This is a genomic window from Winogradskyella pacifica, from assembly GCF_013403915.1.
GTDB classification, from domain to species: Bacteria; Bacteroidota; Bacteroidia; order Flavobacteriales; family Flavobacteriaceae; genus Winogradskyella; species Winogradskyella pacifica.
Genome location: NZ_JABFDI010000011.1, coordinates 41,024 through 60,787, shown reverse-complemented (window position 1 = coordinate 60,787; position 19,764 = coordinate 41,024). Strand labels below are relative to the sequence as shown.

At 33.7% G+C, this 19,764-nt stretch carries 8 protein-coding genes; 1 reads left to right on the top strand and 7 read right to left on the bottom strand.

Annotation, left to right across the window (positions count from 1 at the left end):
• Positions 1–38: 38 nt before the first annotated feature.
• The 6 genes from HM984_RS11005 to tilS form a co-directional block, all read right to left on the bottom strand.
• Positions 39–7,826 (bottom strand): T9SS-dependent choice-of-anchor J family protein, encoded by a 7,788-nt coding sequence (locus HM984_RS11005; protein WP_179349202.1) that lies wholly within the window; start codon positions 7,824–7,826, stop codon positions 39–41.
• 229 nt (positions 7,827–8,055) lie between these two features.
• Positions 8,056–11,307 (bottom strand): T9SS type A sorting domain-containing protein, encoded by a 3,252-nt coding sequence (locus tag HM984_RS11000; RefSeq protein WP_179349201.1) that lies wholly within the window; start codon positions 11,305–11,307, stop codon positions 8,056–8,058.
• Between the two features lie 39 nt (positions 11,308–11,346).
• A complete protein-coding gene (locus HM984_RS10995) occupies positions 11,347–12,306 on the bottom strand; it encodes a YheT family hydrolase (protein ID WP_179349200.1) in 960 nt (319 codons plus the stop codon).
• Between the two features lie 54 nt (positions 12,307–12,360).
• Positions 12,361–14,250 carry a CocE/NonD family hydrolase gene (locus HM984_RS10990; RefSeq protein WP_179349199.1) on the bottom strand — a complete coding sequence of 630 codons (1,890 nt, stop codon included), beginning with the start codon at positions 14,248–14,250 and terminating at the stop codon, positions 12,361–12,363.
• Positions 14,251–14,338: 88 nt separating this feature from the next.
• Positions 14,339–15,961, bottom strand: a complete 1,623-nt coding sequence (gene ade, locus HM984_RS10985; RefSeq protein ID WP_179349198.1) for an adenine deaminase — start codon at positions 15,959–15,961, stop codon at positions 14,339–14,341.
• A gap of 88 nt (positions 15,962–16,049) precedes the next feature.
• Positions 16,050–17,366 (bottom strand): tRNA lysidine(34) synthetase TilS, encoded by a 1,317-nt coding sequence (gene tilS, locus HM984_RS17755; RefSeq protein WP_179349197.1) that lies wholly within the window; start codon positions 17,364–17,366, stop codon positions 16,050–16,052.
• Between the two features lie 183 nt (positions 17,367–17,549).
• Between tilS and HM984_RS10975 the strand changes: the two genes are divergently transcribed.
• The gene (locus HM984_RS10975; protein ID WP_115812497.1) at positions 17,550–18,239 is read left to right on the top strand and encodes a hypothetical protein; all 690 of its coding nucleotides are present in this window, start codon (positions 17,550–17,552) and stop codon (positions 18,237–18,239) included.
• Between the two features lie 217 nt (positions 18,240–18,456).
• Here the strand turns inward: HM984_RS10975 and HM984_RS10970 are convergent, their stop codons facing one another.
• Positions 18,457–19,749, bottom strand: coding sequence for an anthranilate synthase component I family protein (locus HM984_RS10970; protein WP_179349196.1), 1,293 nt, complete (start codon positions 19,747–19,749; stop codon positions 18,457–18,459).
• Between the last annotated feature and the right edge of the window lie 15 nt (positions 19,750–19,764).

Genomic DNA, 19,764 nt, shown 5'->3' with positions numbered 1-19,764 from the left:
TTAATATTGAAAGGCTTTCATACTGTAGACAATAAAATCTATTCTTTTAAAACCTTAATAATTCTTATAGCCTCACCAATTTTAACCTCAACAAAATACATTGCTGATGGTAAATAAGCCATATCTATTGTCGCATTTTCGCTATTAATAATGATGTTTCGCAACAATCTCCCTGTGACATCCATTATTGAAACACGGTCTATTATTGTAGAGTTACTTAAAAACAATTGATCATTCACTGGGTTTGGACGGAATGAAAATTCAGAAAACAAATAATCGTTAGCGCTAAGCGTACTTTCTTCTCCGAACGTAAGATTATCCAAATAGGCTTTATCATCTCTATTTTTACCGAGTTGCTGCAAGGACACTCTTAATGAGTTTCCTGCATAAGATGAAAGATCTACTTCTACATTCTGATAATCAGCTACATTATTAGCGCTAAAACTTTCTAGCACGTTTCCATTTACAACAACTCTAAATACAGATTCTGTATTAGAATCTAAAAACGTTTGTCTTAAATCGAAATTCATAAACAATTCTGAAACGTTAGTTGCATCAACTTCAAAATTCACTTTAGAGATAAAGTTTTGATTTTCTAGCCAATTTAAATCCGCATTCCCTGTGTTATACCACGCAGTATTATCTAAACCACCAGTCATCATAATCACATTTTCGCCATTATCATTAGCAGGCCTACATTGTGTATTTTCTGTTTCTTCCAAAATTAACCCTACAAGATTATCACCATCAAAATCATAACTTGTAACAGTACCATTTACCACCTCAACTCGTTCTTCATATTCACCTTCTAAACTAAAGGAATCAACTGAGATCGTACGAACTATAGAAGAATACCCAAAATCTAATAAAAATGAATAATCGCCATTTACGATTGGTGTAAATGTTGTTTCTATGGTGTAATAATTATAGAAACCATAACTAAATTCTGAAAAATAATTAATATAATTATCTAAGGCATCTGTTGTATTTCCTTGACCTGTCCAAATTTTAACACTCTGAGAACTATAATCCCCTTGCTCTTTTCTTATTTTAAATGAAAGCGTATACGTTGTACCAGCTTGCATATTAAACATTGGGGTTATCATGTAAGCCTCAATACCATACTCATCAAAAATAGCGTAGAGATAATCTGTATCTCCATCTCCAACTTGATAAGCACTTAAATTGGAATTACTAGACACCCAAACATCATCACCCTGAAAGCACTCGGGCAAGATACCTTGACCATAAGCATCCATGGTATCAAAATTTTCTACCCATGGCACACTTTCTACATTACAGGCTGTGGTGGCATTAATTGGTCCAACCCAATCACTTGTTCCTGATGAATCACAATTTGTTCTGACATAAAACTCATAAGTGGTTTCAACATCTAAACCAGTAATCGTTATGTCATTGGTATTTGTACTCGCAATTAATCCTGTACCTGGAGAGAATCCTTCTATTCCATATTCTACATCGAATGTTGCTCCTAAATCTAAATTTTCCCAAGATATCGCAACACTTGTATCTGAAACCGATAAGAAATCTACACTTATAGGTTCTAAACACGCCGGTCTTTCCTTGTATTCAATATCATCAAACATAACCATTGAGTAATCGTTTTCTTCATTATGCTTTATCGCAATATGATGTGCATCTCCTGTATATGACGCAAAATCGATTAAAAACTCTTTTCCAAATAACGGAACCTCATCTGCCCAAATAGTGGTAAAAGGCACAAATGTTTCACTATCTAATGGATTAGTCATAGTACCAATAATGATTCCTGATTGATTATAAGCTGACCCTGTGGTTTCATTTCTAACCCAAATTTTAAGAATTTTATTTGCATCTAAATCTGACAAAAACGGTGAAACTAAAACACCAGCTAAAGGTGAATTATCCGAACCATAAAAATTGACAAAACCTACATTTGGAGAAGAGCTAGGACTAACAACAAGGCCCTCTGAATTATAAATCCCTGAAACCGAACGATCGTTTCTTGTCCAGCAGAAATTTGGAATACCACTATTTGAATTTTGATAATATGCATTATAACTATCAAAATCCTCGTAAAAAGGTGCTGATTCTACACAAGTTATAGTAAAAGCATAAGGCACACTCCAGTCGCTAAAACCATTCTCGACATTACAATATGCTCTGACGCGATATTCATAATTAGAAAACGTATTTAAACCATCTAAAACGAAAGGATTTGAATCGGCTTGCGTAACTGTTCCACTTCCTGAAGAAAACCCAATTGGGCCATATTCAATTTCCCAATTTTGAGGTCCTTGTTGCGTGTTATTATCTTGCCATGTTAAAGTAATTTCACCAGAATCCGTTTGTGTTGCTTCTAAATTAGTTGGTGTAACACATCCGATTTCGGTATACTCAAAATCATCAAAAAGAATAACTTGACGCTCGTTTATTCCAGCCTGTCTAATTCCTATATATTCATCCTCTAGATAGAAATTTGCTAGATCGATCTCGAACTTTGTCCAAGTATCTTCATTGTCATAAGCGTTTGTGATTGTATAATACGGTGTAAACGTTGTATAATCATCAGGATCTGACATCGTACCAATAATAACCTCTGAAGGAGTTGCATAAGCGCTAGAAAGTGGATACATCCAAAACGATATTCTCTTGTAATTATCTAAATCAATTAATCTTGGCGAGACTAAAATTGTTTGTTCTGAAACTTCTTCATGCAATGGATTATTGGTTTCGTTTAAAAACCATATCGCTTGCTCTCCTGTATGCGAATCAGGTGTATAGACAGCATTATTATCATAAACCCTTATCTGAGCAATTTCATCCCAATATGGTGATCCTACTTGTGGTAACAAACCTGTCCAACAATGTTCTAAATAGCCTAATGGATGATTTTCAAAACCTTCTTGATAACCAACCTCATAACCTTCACACTTTGTTTTAAAAGTTTGCTTTACGGACCATCCACTAAATGTACTTCCACAATTTGCTCTTATATAGAAGTCATATTCCGTATCTTCTAAAAGATTAGAAATCGTTAAGAATGAACTATCATTGGTTGTAATAATTGTCCCGCTTCCTATTTCAAAATCTGAAAAACCATATTCAATTTCCCAATCTGTAGGGTTTGAATTTTCATAAGTCTCCCAACGCACATCTACAGCATCATAACGTTCATCTAAAACAACTGGATAAAGTGGCTCTGTACAGTCTGGAACACTTTCAAATGTAAAATCGTCTAAGAAAAAATCGCTATTTGAACTCTCATTCTCTAGCCTAATTGCGATGTATGTATCACTTCCTGTATAATTATCAAAATAAATAGTGTGTTCTTTCCATTGTGCTTGTGGTCTTCCGTCGTTTTTAAGCTCACTCATCTCTTCAGGTTGTACATCTCCAACTAAAGTAAATGTAGAAATATCTGCTGGGTCTGTCATTGTGCCAACCTCAATAGCTAATTGATTGTAAGTTGATGAACCAAAACTCCCATCTGAAATAAGATTAAATCGTAATCGCTTAGTATCATCGATATTTAATATTTGTCTTGAAACAAGATATAATTCGGTTTCTCCTGTATTATTATTGAATCTTAAAAACTGATTTCCACTTACAGGCAATACTCCATATTCTTCAATAGGACTAATATATGCATAAGTATCGCTAGAAATAACACTCCAACACGGACTTAATTCACCTTCAAATTCAAAAGATTCAAAATAATCCCCTTCAATAGGAAGACATGTTGTAAAAAACGTTATCACTTCTGTCCACTCTGAATACAACTCGTCATCTTCACACTTTGCTCTAACTCTAATACCGTATTCCGTGCCTTCAAGAAGGTTTTCTAACACATAACTATTAGATGTTACCACTATTGACTCGTCAGAATTATAGGCATTTAATTGTTCAAACTCAAGTTCGTATTCTATATCTGAATCACCTGCCGTCCAACTTATTTCTGCACTATTGTCATAAATATTATCTAAAGTTAACGCTGTAGGAACATTACATACAACAGATTGTAGATAAGAAAAATCATCAATAAGCACCTGATCACCTGAATAATAATTAGCTCGGCTTTGTCTAAAAGCTATAAATTGATCTGTACCATTATAATCCGTTAAGTATACGGTTCTCTTTTCCCAAACATCAGGTTCAACTTCTCCTGTAATAGTTTGCAACGCTTCAAAGGTCGAAGCATCATCAGGGTTACTCATGGTTCCAACAGTTAAACCTTCATCGTAATTACTAATATAAAACTCAATCTTTTTATCGTTTGATAAATCTGTAAACAATGGTGACACCATCATAACTCCATAATTAGAATATGAACTGGTATCTCCCAAGTAAGCCGAGTAACCATCGTCACCAAAGTTATTATCAATAACCATTTCGAAAGATGTTGTATAATGGTTTGAAGAAAACTCATAAGCTGTCCAACATTCATCTAGCGATGAGCTATTAAAATCGTAAGTATACCCTGTAAAATAAGATTGACCACAACCTACATCTACTGTTACTTTATCTGACCAATCACTCGTACTATTTGCATCACAAATGGATCTCACATAAAAATCATACACAACACCTAATGGTAAATCTGTAACACTAAAAGGATTTGAATTTGCCTGAATCAATGTACCATCATCAAACCAAAACCCTTCTTCTCCGTATAATATTTCCCATTGCGTAGCGGCACTTTGGTCGCTCCAAGACAATTCAATTGCTCCGTTAGAAATTGATGTATTCGCAAAATCACTTGGTGTTAGACAGGTTGGAATATCTGAATATTCAAAACGATCTAAATAAATAATAGAAGTCCCTCCTATTGGCTCATCTGCGATTTGCATTTTGAATGCTACATAATTATCTGTTCCAGAATAATCATCAAAATTGATTGTGAATTGCTTCCACTCTCTGTAAAGCATATCGGCACTTAAAATAGTTTCTTTTGCCGTAAAAGTGTTTTCACCTGCAGGATCAGTCATAGTACCTACAACAATATCAGCGTTGCTATATCTTGGATGCAACCAAAACTTAACACGTTTAGTACCATTACTTAAATCACTAAACCCTGGAGATACTAAATACAGATTATCTGTCTGCTCATAGTTATTGAATTTAATAGTATTTCCACTTCCTCCAAGTGGATATTGATTAGAACCATCTACAATATTTGTATCATTTATTTCTGGATCTACAACCGGTAATCGCGACCAACAATTGGCAAACTCATTGCTATCAAAATCTTGACTATAATATCCTGAAAACAGACCGCAATCAGTATGTAAATTGTAAAGCTTAAACCAATCACTATAACTACCACCACCACAATCTGATCTGATATAAATATCGTAAGTAGAATCTGGGTATAAATTATTAACGGTTGTATTTTCTCCTGTTCCACTAAGCATAGCACCTGAACCTAATTCAAAATCTACTAAACCATATTGAATGTCCCAATCTGTAACTCCTACAGCATTTGACCATTCTAAATCTACTGTCGTATCTGTTATTGCTATAACTTCTACATCAACAGGCTCTAAACAATCTGGTGTATTTTGATATACAAATTCATCTATATAAAATTCAGCATAACTATCTACCTGAACCTGATTAAACGCTATAAAACGATCATTCCCTGTATAGTTCTCAAAATTTATAATAATTTGCTGCCACTCACCTTCTATCAAATCTAATGATGAAATGGTTTGATACGGTGTAAACGTTGACATATCGTTTTGGTTCAATAAAGTACCAATAACCAAATTAGACTCTCCATCTACATTCTTTAACCAAAATTTGATACGCTTAGAACTATTTAATTCAGATAACTCAGGAGTAACAATAGCGCCGTCAACCGAATTTTCTATTTTAAGAGCACCAACAGATGCAGCTGTATTTCCATCTTGAGTTATATATCCACTTCCTAATATTTCCCAGCAATTATAGAATTCACCACCATAACCATCTTCAAAATCATAAGCGTAATCTGCAACAAGTGCTGGACATGCCGTTGTAAATTGACTTGAAAACGACCACTCACTATTTTCATCATTACTACACTGCGATCTTATATAGAAATCATATGTGGTATTACTCTCTAGTCCTTCTAATAAAAATGGTTTTGATGTTGTATTTACAAGTGTACCTGAACCTAAGGTAAAGTCTTCTGGCCCATATTCGATATCCCAACTTGTAGCATTACCTAAGTTGGCCCAATCTATTAATGCTTCTGTAGCATATTCTGTGACTTCTGCATTTATAGGCGCTATGCAATTTGGTGAATCTTCGTAAATAAAATCATCAATATAAGCAAATGTATAATACCCACTTAATTTAAAGGCTACATGATTTGCTGCGCCTGAGTAATTTTCAAAATCGACATGAATTTCTCGCCATTGATTCCCCTCTCCATCATTTAAGCTCATCGTCCTATAGGGCTCAAATGTGGTAATATCGTCAGGATCTAGAATTGTCCCAACATTAAGACCAGTATTTTCTGGCGAATACAACCAAAACGACACACGTTTAGAGCTATTAAAATCTGATAACTCTGGAGTGATTAAAAAAGCCTCATTATTAGATGACACACGCATACCAACAGAATTATTCCCAGTATGAGCCGCGCTTAACGTTTGTACATAATAATAATTAGACAATGAAAGTGGAAATTTTCGCCAACACCCATCAATACCAGGCTGTGTTGTGGTTTCAAAACCCTGTGTATCATTTACCATTAAAGCATCGCAATCATCCGGATTACAAATTTCGGCAAAATAACTAGTTAATGGTATTGTGAAATTCGCATCTGCGTAGCTAACGTTATCGACACAAACACTACCTAAAGACGATGCATTATCGATATTGAAATATGTAAAAATTGTATTATTACCATTCTTAGCATTTACTGATGCTATTTGAGAACCACTCAGATCTAACCATACTAAATTAGGATTATTAGAAACATCTACTGTATTGACGTATAAATTATCAATAGACAAATAGGCCAAGTTGGTATTATTACTTACATCTAGCTCCGAAATAAAATTATCAGTGACATAAAGATTAAATAAGTTAATATTATTTGAAACATCTACACTCGTCAGGTTTAAGTTTCTAAGATATAGCAGTTCTAAATTTGGCATGTTAGACACATTAATTTCAGACTGATTAGTATACCATAATGAAATTTGCTCTAATAAATTATTATTTGAGAAATCTATAGTGTTTAGGCTATAGCAATAAGTGGCGCTGAAGACCTCTAGATTAACATTATTAGTAATATCTAGATCTACAATAGAGGTGAAATTTAATTTAAGATCTTTCAGAGCGATATTAGCTGACAAATCGAGCTCGTAAACCGAATTTGCAGCAACATTTAAAATCTGAAGGTTAGGATTTAAACTTGTATTTAGTTCTGTAATATTATTACCATTACAAGCCAATTCTTGTAAATTAATATTCTGAGAAACATCTAGAATACTCAACTCATTAGCTGCAATATCTATTTTCTGTAAAGCAATATTATTTGATAAATCAACTGCTGTTATTTCATTGTTATTACATAGCAACTCTACAATAGATATAAAACTCTCTATACCTGTAAGATCAGAAATATCTAACGAACCTAAATTAAGACTTCCGGCATAAGCTGCTGCTTCTGAAACCTGAATTTCTTGATCTCCATTGGTATCAATAACTGGATCGTGATTTAAAAGGGCTGTTTTAAAATTTACATCTGGAATATTTACATTCTGAGAAAAGGAGAATTGTGCAACTACAACACAGAAAAATATTGACATTATAAGCTTAAGTAGATTCATTAGGGCTGGTTTAAAAAGGGTATATTCAATTCGTTTAAAGACTATTACAAGATCGTTAAGTTTGTAATATTTGATAATGCGCTTTACACATAAGTATTAATTAATGCTACAAAACAATTGTTCAAAATTGTTAGGCTTGGAATAATGTTAAATAAATGCTAAAATATAAAACAAAAAAACCTTTCAAAGTGTTATTTTGAAAGGTTTTAATTATAAAACATTAGAGAATCTAGCTTTTAATAAATCTTCTAACCGTTTTATCTGTACCAGATTTAATTTCTAAAAAGTAAACGCCCTTGGTTAAACTTGAAACATTTACGTTGTATTCTAGATTAGACAATTCAACTGCTTTTAGGATTCTACCATTAATATCAACTATTGTTAATTGATCAATAATATGATTCGACACAACCTCTAAAACATTTTGTGCAGGATTAGGAAACAACTTCACCAATTGCTTATGAAATTGACTAACACTTAAAGGTGCTACAATTTCAGTACTTACCGCATTAGTTATAATTGGCGCATTAAAATCAAAATAAATAGCAGCTTCGCCTCCAATAATATCACCAACAACGACATCATTTTTTGGCTTTATTCTAAACGCAATGTAGCCTTGCGACAGCTCTTCATCATCAGATTGTGCCAATAAATTAATGTTATCGTAAATAAACGCTACCTTATTTTCATTTGTAACTTCAACCGTGTAATCGTGACTAGAAGCCAAAGGCTGTAATGTTTTCCAATCGAGTTTAGCGTCTAAGACATCTTCAATTCTTACATTGATTGCACTTGCTGTTCCTGTATTTTGAAAACGAATAATATAATCTAAGTAATTCCCTTTTTCTTCTTCAAAAATAGTTGAACCTTGTAACACACGTTTGTCATTAGGATCATACGAATTCACCACAATTTGTTCTAAAGTATAACTATTATCTTCTGGCGTGATATCTGAATTTACAGGAAGAATTTCAGATGTAAATACCAACACGTCATCACTATTTACAGTAGGTGGCGTAAAGACATTAAACTCCAACTTAATTGTTCTTGATTCAAAAGGTGTTAAATCTGTAAAATCAAACGTTACACTGTTTGTTGTTTGCGACGCAATCGCTTCATTAGCCGATAATAAACTAAGCATGGTGTCATCAAAAGTTATGGCTACTGAACCATCTAATTGCGTTGTTCCGATGTTACTAAAGATTAATTCGTACGTGGCATCAAAACCTGGTCTTGCAGGATTAACAGGTAACAACATCACATTTAGATCATCTACAATCTCATTGGCTTGAATACAAAAATCTATCAACTCTGTATTATTAAAATCTGTAAAGACCGTAGTTTGCGATTGAGGTACAACGGTAAAATAATCAGGAAGACTAGATTCTAACGATGTGACATACGTATTAGACGATACATAATTAACGTACCCACCTTCAACACTTGTAAATGTTGCCGTAGTATCTACAACACTCTGAGACTGTATCATTAGATTTTTAATTTTAAAATCTGCTGCGTCACAACCATCATTATCAATGTCGTATTGCAATGTTCCTGTAACTTGATTTAAACAATCTTCTGTAAGAGTTATGTCTTGGTCTGTAAGTGCCTGAATTCTCAATGCTAATAAATTACCAACATCATCTACACATATAGTTTCTAAATTAGGAAGCCCTGGAAATGTTGTTGAATAGATCTGATCAATATTATCATTTCCTCCACTCTTAAAATTTACGTAAGTTAAGTTCGGGTTATTACCGATAGAAAATATATTCATATTGGTACTATTACTTAAATCTAAATGTTCTATTAGTGTATTAGTACAGTTTAAAGTTCTAATATTAATATTTCTTAAATCTAATACCGTAAGAGGATTACCATAAACCGTTAATGCAGATAACGCTAAATTATTAGTAACATCTAACGCTGTTAAATCATTATTTCCAAGCCCTATCCCTGTTAATGCTGGCAAACCAGAAACATCTAATGAGACCAAATTATTACTTGTTAAACTAACTGATGTTAGATTTGGGTTATCACCCAAAATAACTTGTTCTGCACCAGCATAATTTGCATTTAAACGCTTTAAAGTCGAAACACTTGAAACATCAATAAGGTCAATATTATTATAAGCGCAACTCAGTATTTCTAAGACCGCAAAATCGGCAATACCTGTTAAGTCCGTAATATTAGAGCTTTGAATATTCAATTCCGTAATGGTGTTTATTTTTGAAGTCGGAATTTCTCCATTTGAAGGACTTGTATCATAACCTTGACTAATTAATTCTATTTCAAATTTTAGATCTGGTATTAACGTTACCTCTGATGCTGCAGCACATTCTGCTTCCGTTTCCACTAAAGTCACCGCACCACCTCTGTACCAGTTACCATAGTTTATATTGGCATTATCTACAAAAACGCAGTACAATTCAGGGTTGTAATGAAGCCTCAAGGTCGTAAGAAGATTATTATTTCCATTCCTTAAATAAGCGGTCTGCAATTGGTTGGCTTCAACTTTTAATGTGTTTAATTGCTGATTACTTTCAATATCTATAGTGGTTAGCTGATTATCATCTAGCTCTAAAATTTCTAAATTTGAATTTTGAGAAACATCAATTGTCGTAAATTGATTATCATTAAGTATTAAATCTTTTAAGCCAGAAAGCAATGACGTGTCAATCGTTGATATTGGTGATTGCTGACATTCCAAATATGTAAGTGCTGTATTATTAGAACCAAAGACAAGGTTTGATACCAAGCCATAAGAACATCGCAATTCCGTTAATGCTATATTATTGGAAACATCTAAGATAGAAAAACCACCACTTCCGCAATCTATAGTTTCTAACAATACATTATTAGAAAGGTCTAAACTGGTAAGTTGAGAAAGTGAATGCGCAACTATTGTTTTTAAAGCTGTATTAGAACTTAAATCTAAAGTTGTAAATTGATTGATAGCGCAGTTTAACTCTTCAAGTTGCGTACAATTGTTAACATTCAGAGCAGTCATCTGCATATTTGTACAGCTCAATATTCTAAGATTTACATTGCTCGATACATCTAAGCTAGCTAGATTATTACTACCTACATCAATAACCTCTAATGCTGGATTATTAGAAAAATCAACCGCAGTTAAATTATTACTATTTAAATTAATATTCACCAAAGCCACATTGTTACTTAAATCCACTGTGGTTAACTCATTATCCTCAGCTTCTAATATTGTAGCATTTATAAAGAACTCAATCCCTGTAAGGTCAGAAATTCGTCCTGTACTTCCGCCATAACCACGTATTTTTAATCTTCCAGTTACAGCAGCTGCTTCAGATACCGAGATTTCATCATCGTTGTTAGTGTCTATAGTTGGCTGGTTCTGACTTACCAATTTAGCCTTGAAATTAGCATCAGGGAAATCGATTATCTGACTGAAGGCGGTTTGTGCAAAAAGCACACATAATAGAATTGTAGTTAGTTGTTTCATAGTAGGGATTTTGGGCGAAAATAGGAAAATATTAGTAAACTAGGTTTGGCTGACAAATTCTAAAGCACGCTGCTCATTATAATAAGCCTTTCCTTTTTGAATAAATCCGACATGCCCTCCATATTTTGGCATTTCTAAAAAGACATTAGAATTCTGTTTCGCTTCTTTTACGGGATAACATTCAGCAGATAAAAAGGAATCATTAAGTGCATTAATTATTAAAGACGGTACTTTTATATTTGGCAAGAATTGCAAGCAACTGGCTTTCTCATAATAATCAAAAGCGTCCTTAAAACCATGCGCTTTTGACGTATAGACATCGTCAAAATCTATTAAAGTTTTAATTGAATCAAAATCTGCAACTGATATATTATTAGGGAATTGCTCTAATTTTGGTTTCAATTTATCTTTTAAATGCGCTAAGAATCGAATCGCGTAATGTTTATTTTTTAAACTCAATAATTCTCCGCAAGAGCCTTTTAAATCACAAGGTGTAGACACTGCAATAACCGACTTTAGTTCCGTTGGAAGTTCCCTTCCTTCACCCACATATTTCAAAACCATATTAGCACCTAAGCTTATGCCTTTAATATAGATTTCATCATAAACTCCTTTTGACAATACATGTTTTACCGTAGCATCTAAATCCTCAGTTGCACCAGAATGATAACTACGAAACAAGAGATTAGGTTCTCCACCACAACCTCTAAAATTGACAGCAACAGCATCGATGCCATTGTTGTTAAAGTGTTTTGCTGTTCCTGTAATATATGGTCGTTGCGCATTACCTTCTAACCCATGTAAGAGAATAATGATCTTATTAGATTTTTGTTTCGCGTAGCTCCAATCTAAATCTAAGAAGTCGGTATCTGGAAGTGTTATACGTTCTCTAGTTTGCTCTACACCTTCAACTTTTCGAGCTAGTCCAGAAAAAACAGTAGATACAAAGCTTTTCTTAGCCCAGAATGGTGGTTTGTAGGTTGATTCTAATATTGGCATTAATTTTTTATTTTATAACGACCTTTCGACTGCGCTCAAGGTGACATCTTCACATTATTTTAAAACTGTAAATTCAATTGCAGAGTCATTATACACTTTATGAGTTTGTACTTTAAAATCAGATGCCTTAGCTTCAAATATGTTATCGACATACGTCTGTGGATTCGCATCTATGTAAGGAAAGAACGTACTCTGAACTTGCACCTGAATCTTATGTCCTTTTTTAAAGGTATGAAACACATCTTGCAACTTTAAATTCACTTTTGTTTTTTCGTTAGGTACAAACGGTTCTGGCTCATACATACTATTTCTAAAACGCCCTCTTAAGACTTCACTACGTACCATCATATGATAATTACTTAGCTTTAAATGATCTTGAACATCGTCTGTGTTTTCAGTATCTGCAGGAAACACATCAATCACTTTTACAATCCAGTCTGCTGCTGTTCCTGTTGTTGACACATATAACTTTGTTAGAATATCTCCAGCAAGTGTAACGTCATCTTCCAAGATTTCAGTTTCAAAAGTTAATACATCTGGTCGTCTTGAGGCGAAACGCTGATCGTCTGTCATGAATTTTCTTGGTGTGAAACCCACTTTTATATCTTCCGTGTATGGTACAGGTTTTTTAGGATCACTTATAAATTCTGACGCTCCATACATTTTATTAGGTTGTTCTGTTAAACGCTCATAAGGCTGCATGTAATAACTTTCCTTCGTTGCATTTTCTGGTGGCCAAACGTCAAAAGACTGCCATTTTTTTGTTCCTGTATTAAAGAATTGTGCTTCAGGCAAATTAGTTTGTCCATTTGCCTCTCCTTTTAGGAAATGATTAAAAAATTTGGTTTCAATATTTTTCTGAAAATGATCTGATATGCTATCTCCAAAATGAATATTCCCAACAACTTGTCTTTCGCTATTTCTAGCCCAATCTCCATGACTCCAAGGTCCAAAAACAACAGTATTATAATTATCGCTATTTTCTTCAATGCCTTTATACGTATTAAAAGGCCCATATAAATCTTCAGCATCAAACAAACCACCAACAATCATCGTCGCAGGCTTGATATCTTTTAAATGTTGAATAATCCCTCTACTCTTCCAAAACTCATCATAAGTAACATGTGTTTTTATTTGCTCCATAAACACATTAGTGCTGTCGTAGAATTTATTCAGTTTACTTAATGGCATGTGGTCTAAGAAAAACTGATGTTGATCTTCTGTTTCCATATCTGGAAATGCATACCAAGCTTCAGTTGTTGGCTCTTGTTTCATAGCTCCAAATAAAGCAGTTGCTCTCCAATAACTCAATAAAAACGCACCATTATGAATAAAATCATCAAAAAAGAAATCACCAATACAAGCTTGTGGAGACACGGCTTTTAAAGCTGGATGAGAATCCAATAAAGAATAGGTGGCATAAAAACCAGGATATGAAATGCCGTAAGTTCCAACATTACCATTATTGTTTTCAACATTATTTACCAACCATTCAATAGTATCATAAGTATCACTTGCTTCATCAGTTTGAACCCCTGTTTTATTAGGAATATAAGCACGCATATTATCATAAACCCCTTCACTATTCCAACGTCCACGCACATCTTGGTATACCATAATATTACCTTCTTCCATAAGGTATTTGTTCGGCCCTATTTTAGATTTGAATTCATCTTCACCGTAAGGTTTGCAGCTGTAAGGCGTACGCATCATTAGCATCGGATACATTTTGGATGTGTCTTTTGGCGAATAAATAGTAGTATGCAACTTAATTCCATCACGCATCGCTATCACCACTTCTTTCTTTGTGTAATGGTCTTGCGGATTATAAATCGTCTCAACGGCAACTTCCGAAATCTCTTTAACAGAAGATGTTTCTGCAGGCTTGCAACTTGAAAGTGTTATAAAAATTAATAGGAAAAGCGTAATTCTTTGGAATATCATTGTCGTTAAATTTTGAAAAGTTTAAAGATAAGCAGTTAAAATTTTATACCTACAAGGTTTTTAAAACCTCGCAGGATAGAATTAGGTTTTAAGCGACTTCAACCGAAGTAAACTCGAACTTTCCTCCATCAAAAAGTCCTTTATCACTTAATTTCAATGCTGGAATCACCAATAAGGCCATAAACGACAAACTCATATAGGGTGCATGAAGCTTGCTTCCTATTTGCTTCGCCATTTTATCTAATTCGGAATATTGCTTTCCTATAACGTCAGCACTTTTATCACTCATAATCCCTGCCACAGGAAGTGCTACTACTTTTTGTTCTGAATCTGAAACTGCACAAATACCACCTTCATTTTCTATTAACAAGTTCACAGCTTTACAAATAGCCTCATCTGAAACACCAACAGCAATGATATTATGAGAGTCATGACCAACAGAACTCGCAATTGCACCTTCTTTTAGTCCATAATTTTTAATAAATGCTATAGCTGGTGTATCGTTTTGATAACGATTTACAACAACCATTTTTAAAATATCAGTTTCGGAATTTGATACTAGATTACCATCCTCAATCGTTGAATCTTCAATAATTTCATTGGTTACTAACTCTCCATCCAAACATTCAATAACTCTAATTTGTTTTGAATTTGATTCGAATCTAAAATCTGAAACTTCCATTTTATCCGTTTTGAAATTGTTTAAATTCTGAAAATCAACATGTTTTATGTTTGACACTCCATTATCATAAACCAATTCACCGTTAATATACGTTTGAAGCGTTTTAAAATCTTTTAAATCGTCGACAACAATACAATCGGCATCATCACCAACATTCAACAATCCTACATCTAAATTATAGTGCTTTACAGGATTCACACAAGCTGACTGCAATACTTTAAAGACATCATTACCTTTAGCAACAGCTCTTGCACAAACTTCGTTTATATGTCCTAATAGTAAATCGTCAGGATGCTTATCATCACTACAAAACATCATGTTTTCGTAATGCTCGTCTAGTAAATCGATAAGTGCATTAAAGTTTTTAGCGGCACTACCCTCACGGATAATAACTTTCATTCCTTTTTGAAGCTTTTCTAAACCTTCATCATAGGTGAAACATTCATGATCTGTAGAAATCCCTGCTGAAATATATTTAGTTAAATCGTCACCTCGTAATCCTGGCGCATGGCCATCAACTGGTTTATTGTAATGTTTTGCCCATTCGATTTTCTTAAGCACTTCAGCATTATCATAAATGACTCCGGGATAATTCATCATTTCAGCCAAATACTTAATATCAGGATTCGCCATTAAGGTTTTAATAGCATCAGAATCAATCACTGCTCCTGCCGATTCAAAACTCGTCGCGGGAACACAAGAAGGTGCTCCGAAATTGAATTTAAAAGGGGTTTTCTTTCCGTTTTCAATCATAAATTCGACACCTTTTACTCCAAGTACATTGGCAATTTCATGCGGGTCGGAAACGGTAGAAACAGTACCGTGATTTACAGCAATCTTTGCAAACTCACTTGGCACCAACATTGAGCTTTCGATATGAATATGTGCATCTACAAAACCGGGTAAAATGAAATGATTTTCTTCACAATCCTTTTCTACGATAGATTCAATTTTACCATTTTTAATAGTCACTTCCCCTTTGTAGATGTTTCGATTTTGAATATCTACGATGTTTCCTTTTAATATCAAATTGTCTGTTTTATTTTATTATAATAATCACTTAAAATTCAAAAACACAATACTCTTAAACAATTAATTGTAAATTATTTACATCAATTTATTGAATCTCAACTTTAAGTCTGTTTTTTGTGTTGTTTGTCACTTTAAATCGTTCGTCAGCACGTTTACCGACAACCCAAACGACCTTATTATCGGACGTTAATAACCATGTATTTTCTTTTTCAACCAAAGACTGTTTTTCATCTTTAAGGTATTTACTCAGCTTCTTTTTACCGGTCATTCCTGAGGGTTGAAACACATCCCCTTCTTTCCAAAGTCTGAATTCTAATGGAAATTTTAAGAGGTCTTTATCAACGAAAATTGTGTTTTTTGAAACCTCAAAAAGGCCTTCAACAGTATCAAAAGAAAGCTTACCTATTAGTGTTTCTATGTCTTCAACAGCGTCATTGATTAATAGAGATTCTTCGTTTCGTTCTAAATCCCCTAAATCTGTTAGGATTAAAAACTCGCGATGCTTTATTAAACGATGAGAATTCGATTTTACCAACTTACCAGATTGCGTGTCTAATAAATCGACGATATCATTCCATTCTGTAAAACCATAGTCCTTAAACAATTCAAACAAATAGGCTTTAGGATTATTAAGTTTTTTGAATTCTGAAATTTTATAAGTTATTCCGTAAGCATCATTACTCACAATAGCGCTTTCTGCAAAGTTATTGAGGTTATCTTCTATGAGACCTACTGTATCATTAAGATTAGAAATGGTGTTTTGAAAGCTATCTAGTAATTGTGGATTGATTTCCTTTAAAATCGGAACAACTTCGTGACGTAATTTATTCCGCAAGTATTTTCTTGAAGCATTACTCGCATCTTCCCGCCACAAAATGCTTTCCTGATTTACAAAGGCTTCAATTTGCGCTCTTGAAAACGGTAACAAGGGTCTTACAACATTATCATTAATCATCGGGATTCCGGTTAAACCGTTTAATCCGGTTCCTCTTGTGAAATTGATAAGAAAGGTTTCCAAGTTATCATCAGCATGATGCGCTGTTAAGATATAGTCGAATTTTAACTGTTCTGCTAATTCTTTAAACCAATCGTAACGCAATTCGCGCGCAGCCATTTGTATAGACCGTTTATGCGCTTTCGCATAGGCTTCCGTATCAAAATTCTGAATAAAAATTTCGACATCTAATTCTTCTGCTAATTCTAGGACAAAATCTTCATCCTTATTGCTTTCCGCTGCTCTTAAGTTGAAATTACAATGGGCTAGCGAAAAATTAAGATTAAGACGCTTACATAAATGCGCCAATACAACGCTATCTATTCCACCGGAAATAGCAATTATAAACTTGCCTTCTTTTAAAAATGGAAGATTCTTATGGATATGTATTTGAAAATCGTTTTGCACATTTCAAAGGTATTGAAATTTATGGTTTCTAAAACCGACTCTTTAATGTTGTTGTAGGAAGATTCAGAAAGCGATATTGCCTTAATGATAATCTACATATTTAAACGGATGTTAAAATGACAATTATCATATACAAGTCATTTCCTTTTAATTAACTTTAAGGGAATTTAAAATTATTAGGTTATGAACGTATCAGAGGAATCTACAACAACATCTGCACGAACTGCCTTTGACAAAAAGGTGCTTTCGGCTTTACCACATTTACATCCATATGTAAAACATAGAATTTATATCGCTGAAACAACTGGCATCTTACCAAAAAACATGTTTTCATCTAACGGAATCATTGACGAAAGTATCATCGTTTTATATAGTGATGGTTTTGATGTGGATGCCGATGCTATGGCTATACGATTAGAATTATTTAGAATTGTAGATAATTATATGAATGTGTTATTTAAAAATGAAGCATTTCATAAGAACACCATAAGCACAGATGACATTCTTAAGAAAGAATTATCTAAACTAAATGAAGATTATACGATTGACGGTGATTTTGATTTTATACTAAACACAGAGTTGAACGATATATCTTACCATCAGGATGAAGAGAATTCGTTGCATTTATATTCAGATAAAGAAACTTCCATTTTAAAAGCCTTTGATATTAAGGATTTATCTATATCTAAGTCTCCGAGAGTGTTTGGACAACTTTACAACTGGCTACCGTTTAATGTCTCTAATATTGTGGATTTATACATTATAGGTAAACTCGATTTTGAATCTATTGCTAAGATTAAAAAGATTGAACAGAAGCGGGTTGAAGCGATTTTCGATAAAGTTAAGCGCACTTTTAGACGGCATATTGAGTGATGGTTGTTGGTTGTTGGTTGTTAGTTGTTAGTTGTTAGGGTAAATAAACTATTATTCAGAGTTGCACGAAGAAGGCACGAAGATGTGCATAGCGATTTTTCTAGATGATGAAATGATATTTTATTTTATTTTTAAATCTGTAAGAAAAAGCACAAATTGAAACTAGATGTCACGCTGAGCGCAGTCGAAGTGCTTATAGCAATTGCAACTAAAAAAACTATCCTTCTAAAGATTCGCGCATGGCTTTTGCTTTAATTAAGCATTCTTCATATTCCTTGAGAGGATCACTTTTTGCTGTGATGGCACCTCCAACCGAATAAGAAATGTATTTTTTGGTTTCATTATAAAGGATACTTCTAATAATGACGTTAAAATCGAAATTTCCTTTTGGTGTGAAATAACCCACTGAACCAGAATATAAACCACGTTTTGTTTCTTCGAGGTTTTCAATAATTTTCATGGCTGAAATTTTTGGAACACCTGTCATGCTTCCCATCGGAAATGTGGACCTTATGATGTCTACAGCATTTGTTTCTGGTTCTACTTTAGATTGCACTGTTGAAATCATTTGATGCACTTGTAAAAACGAATGCACTCTACAAAGCTCCTTCACCTCTACACTGCCTTTTATAGCGGTGTGCGATAAATCATTACGAACCAAATCGACAATCATTATATTCTCACTTCGTTCTTTTGGGTCTTTTGATAAATCTTCGGCGAGCTTTAAGTCTTCAACTGTACTGTTTGAACGTTTGGCTGTCCCTTTAATGGGTTGCGAAATAATGGTTGTTCCATTCTTTTTAATATAACGCTCTGGCGATGCAGACATCATATATTTATCTTCAAATTTTAAAAAACTGGCAAAAGGTGGCTTTGAAATAGCATTCAGTTTATTAAAAGTTTCGAATGGATTTATTTCGCTGTCTTCTGCATAAAACTCTTGGCAAAAATTAGCTTCATAAATATCACCGCGTTGAATATGACCCAGCATTTTAGTTGCTTTTTCAAAATAAGAGTCTTTGTGGATTCTTAGTTTTATTTTGATGGGATGGTTCGATTTTTCGATGGTTAGATGATTCGATTTTTCGATTTCTAATAAATCATCCTCAATCTCATCATCAACCATTTTGAGATATTTTATTTCAACCTGGTTATCTTTAATTAAAAACAACTTTTTAGGTTGAAAGAAATACAAATCAGGAAAACCTAAACCATCATAATTTTCAGATTTTAGGTGCTCTGTTGTGTTTTTTAAATCGTAGGTGAGATAACCGAAGATCCAATCGTTGGTTAATGTCTGATATTCCTTTAAACGCTCAAACGCATCAAAATAATCGGTGCGTATTGTTGTAAACGCATCAACAGCCAAAACCGCATCGTAATTACTATACTGATTCTTATGGTTATTAGAATCTAACCAAACGATATCGTCAAATTGCTGACTCCAAAGCAATAAATTTTGCTTAAAGGTCTCACTGTTTTTAAGTTGATGGCTATGTGTTGTTCTCAATAGAAATATAATTGC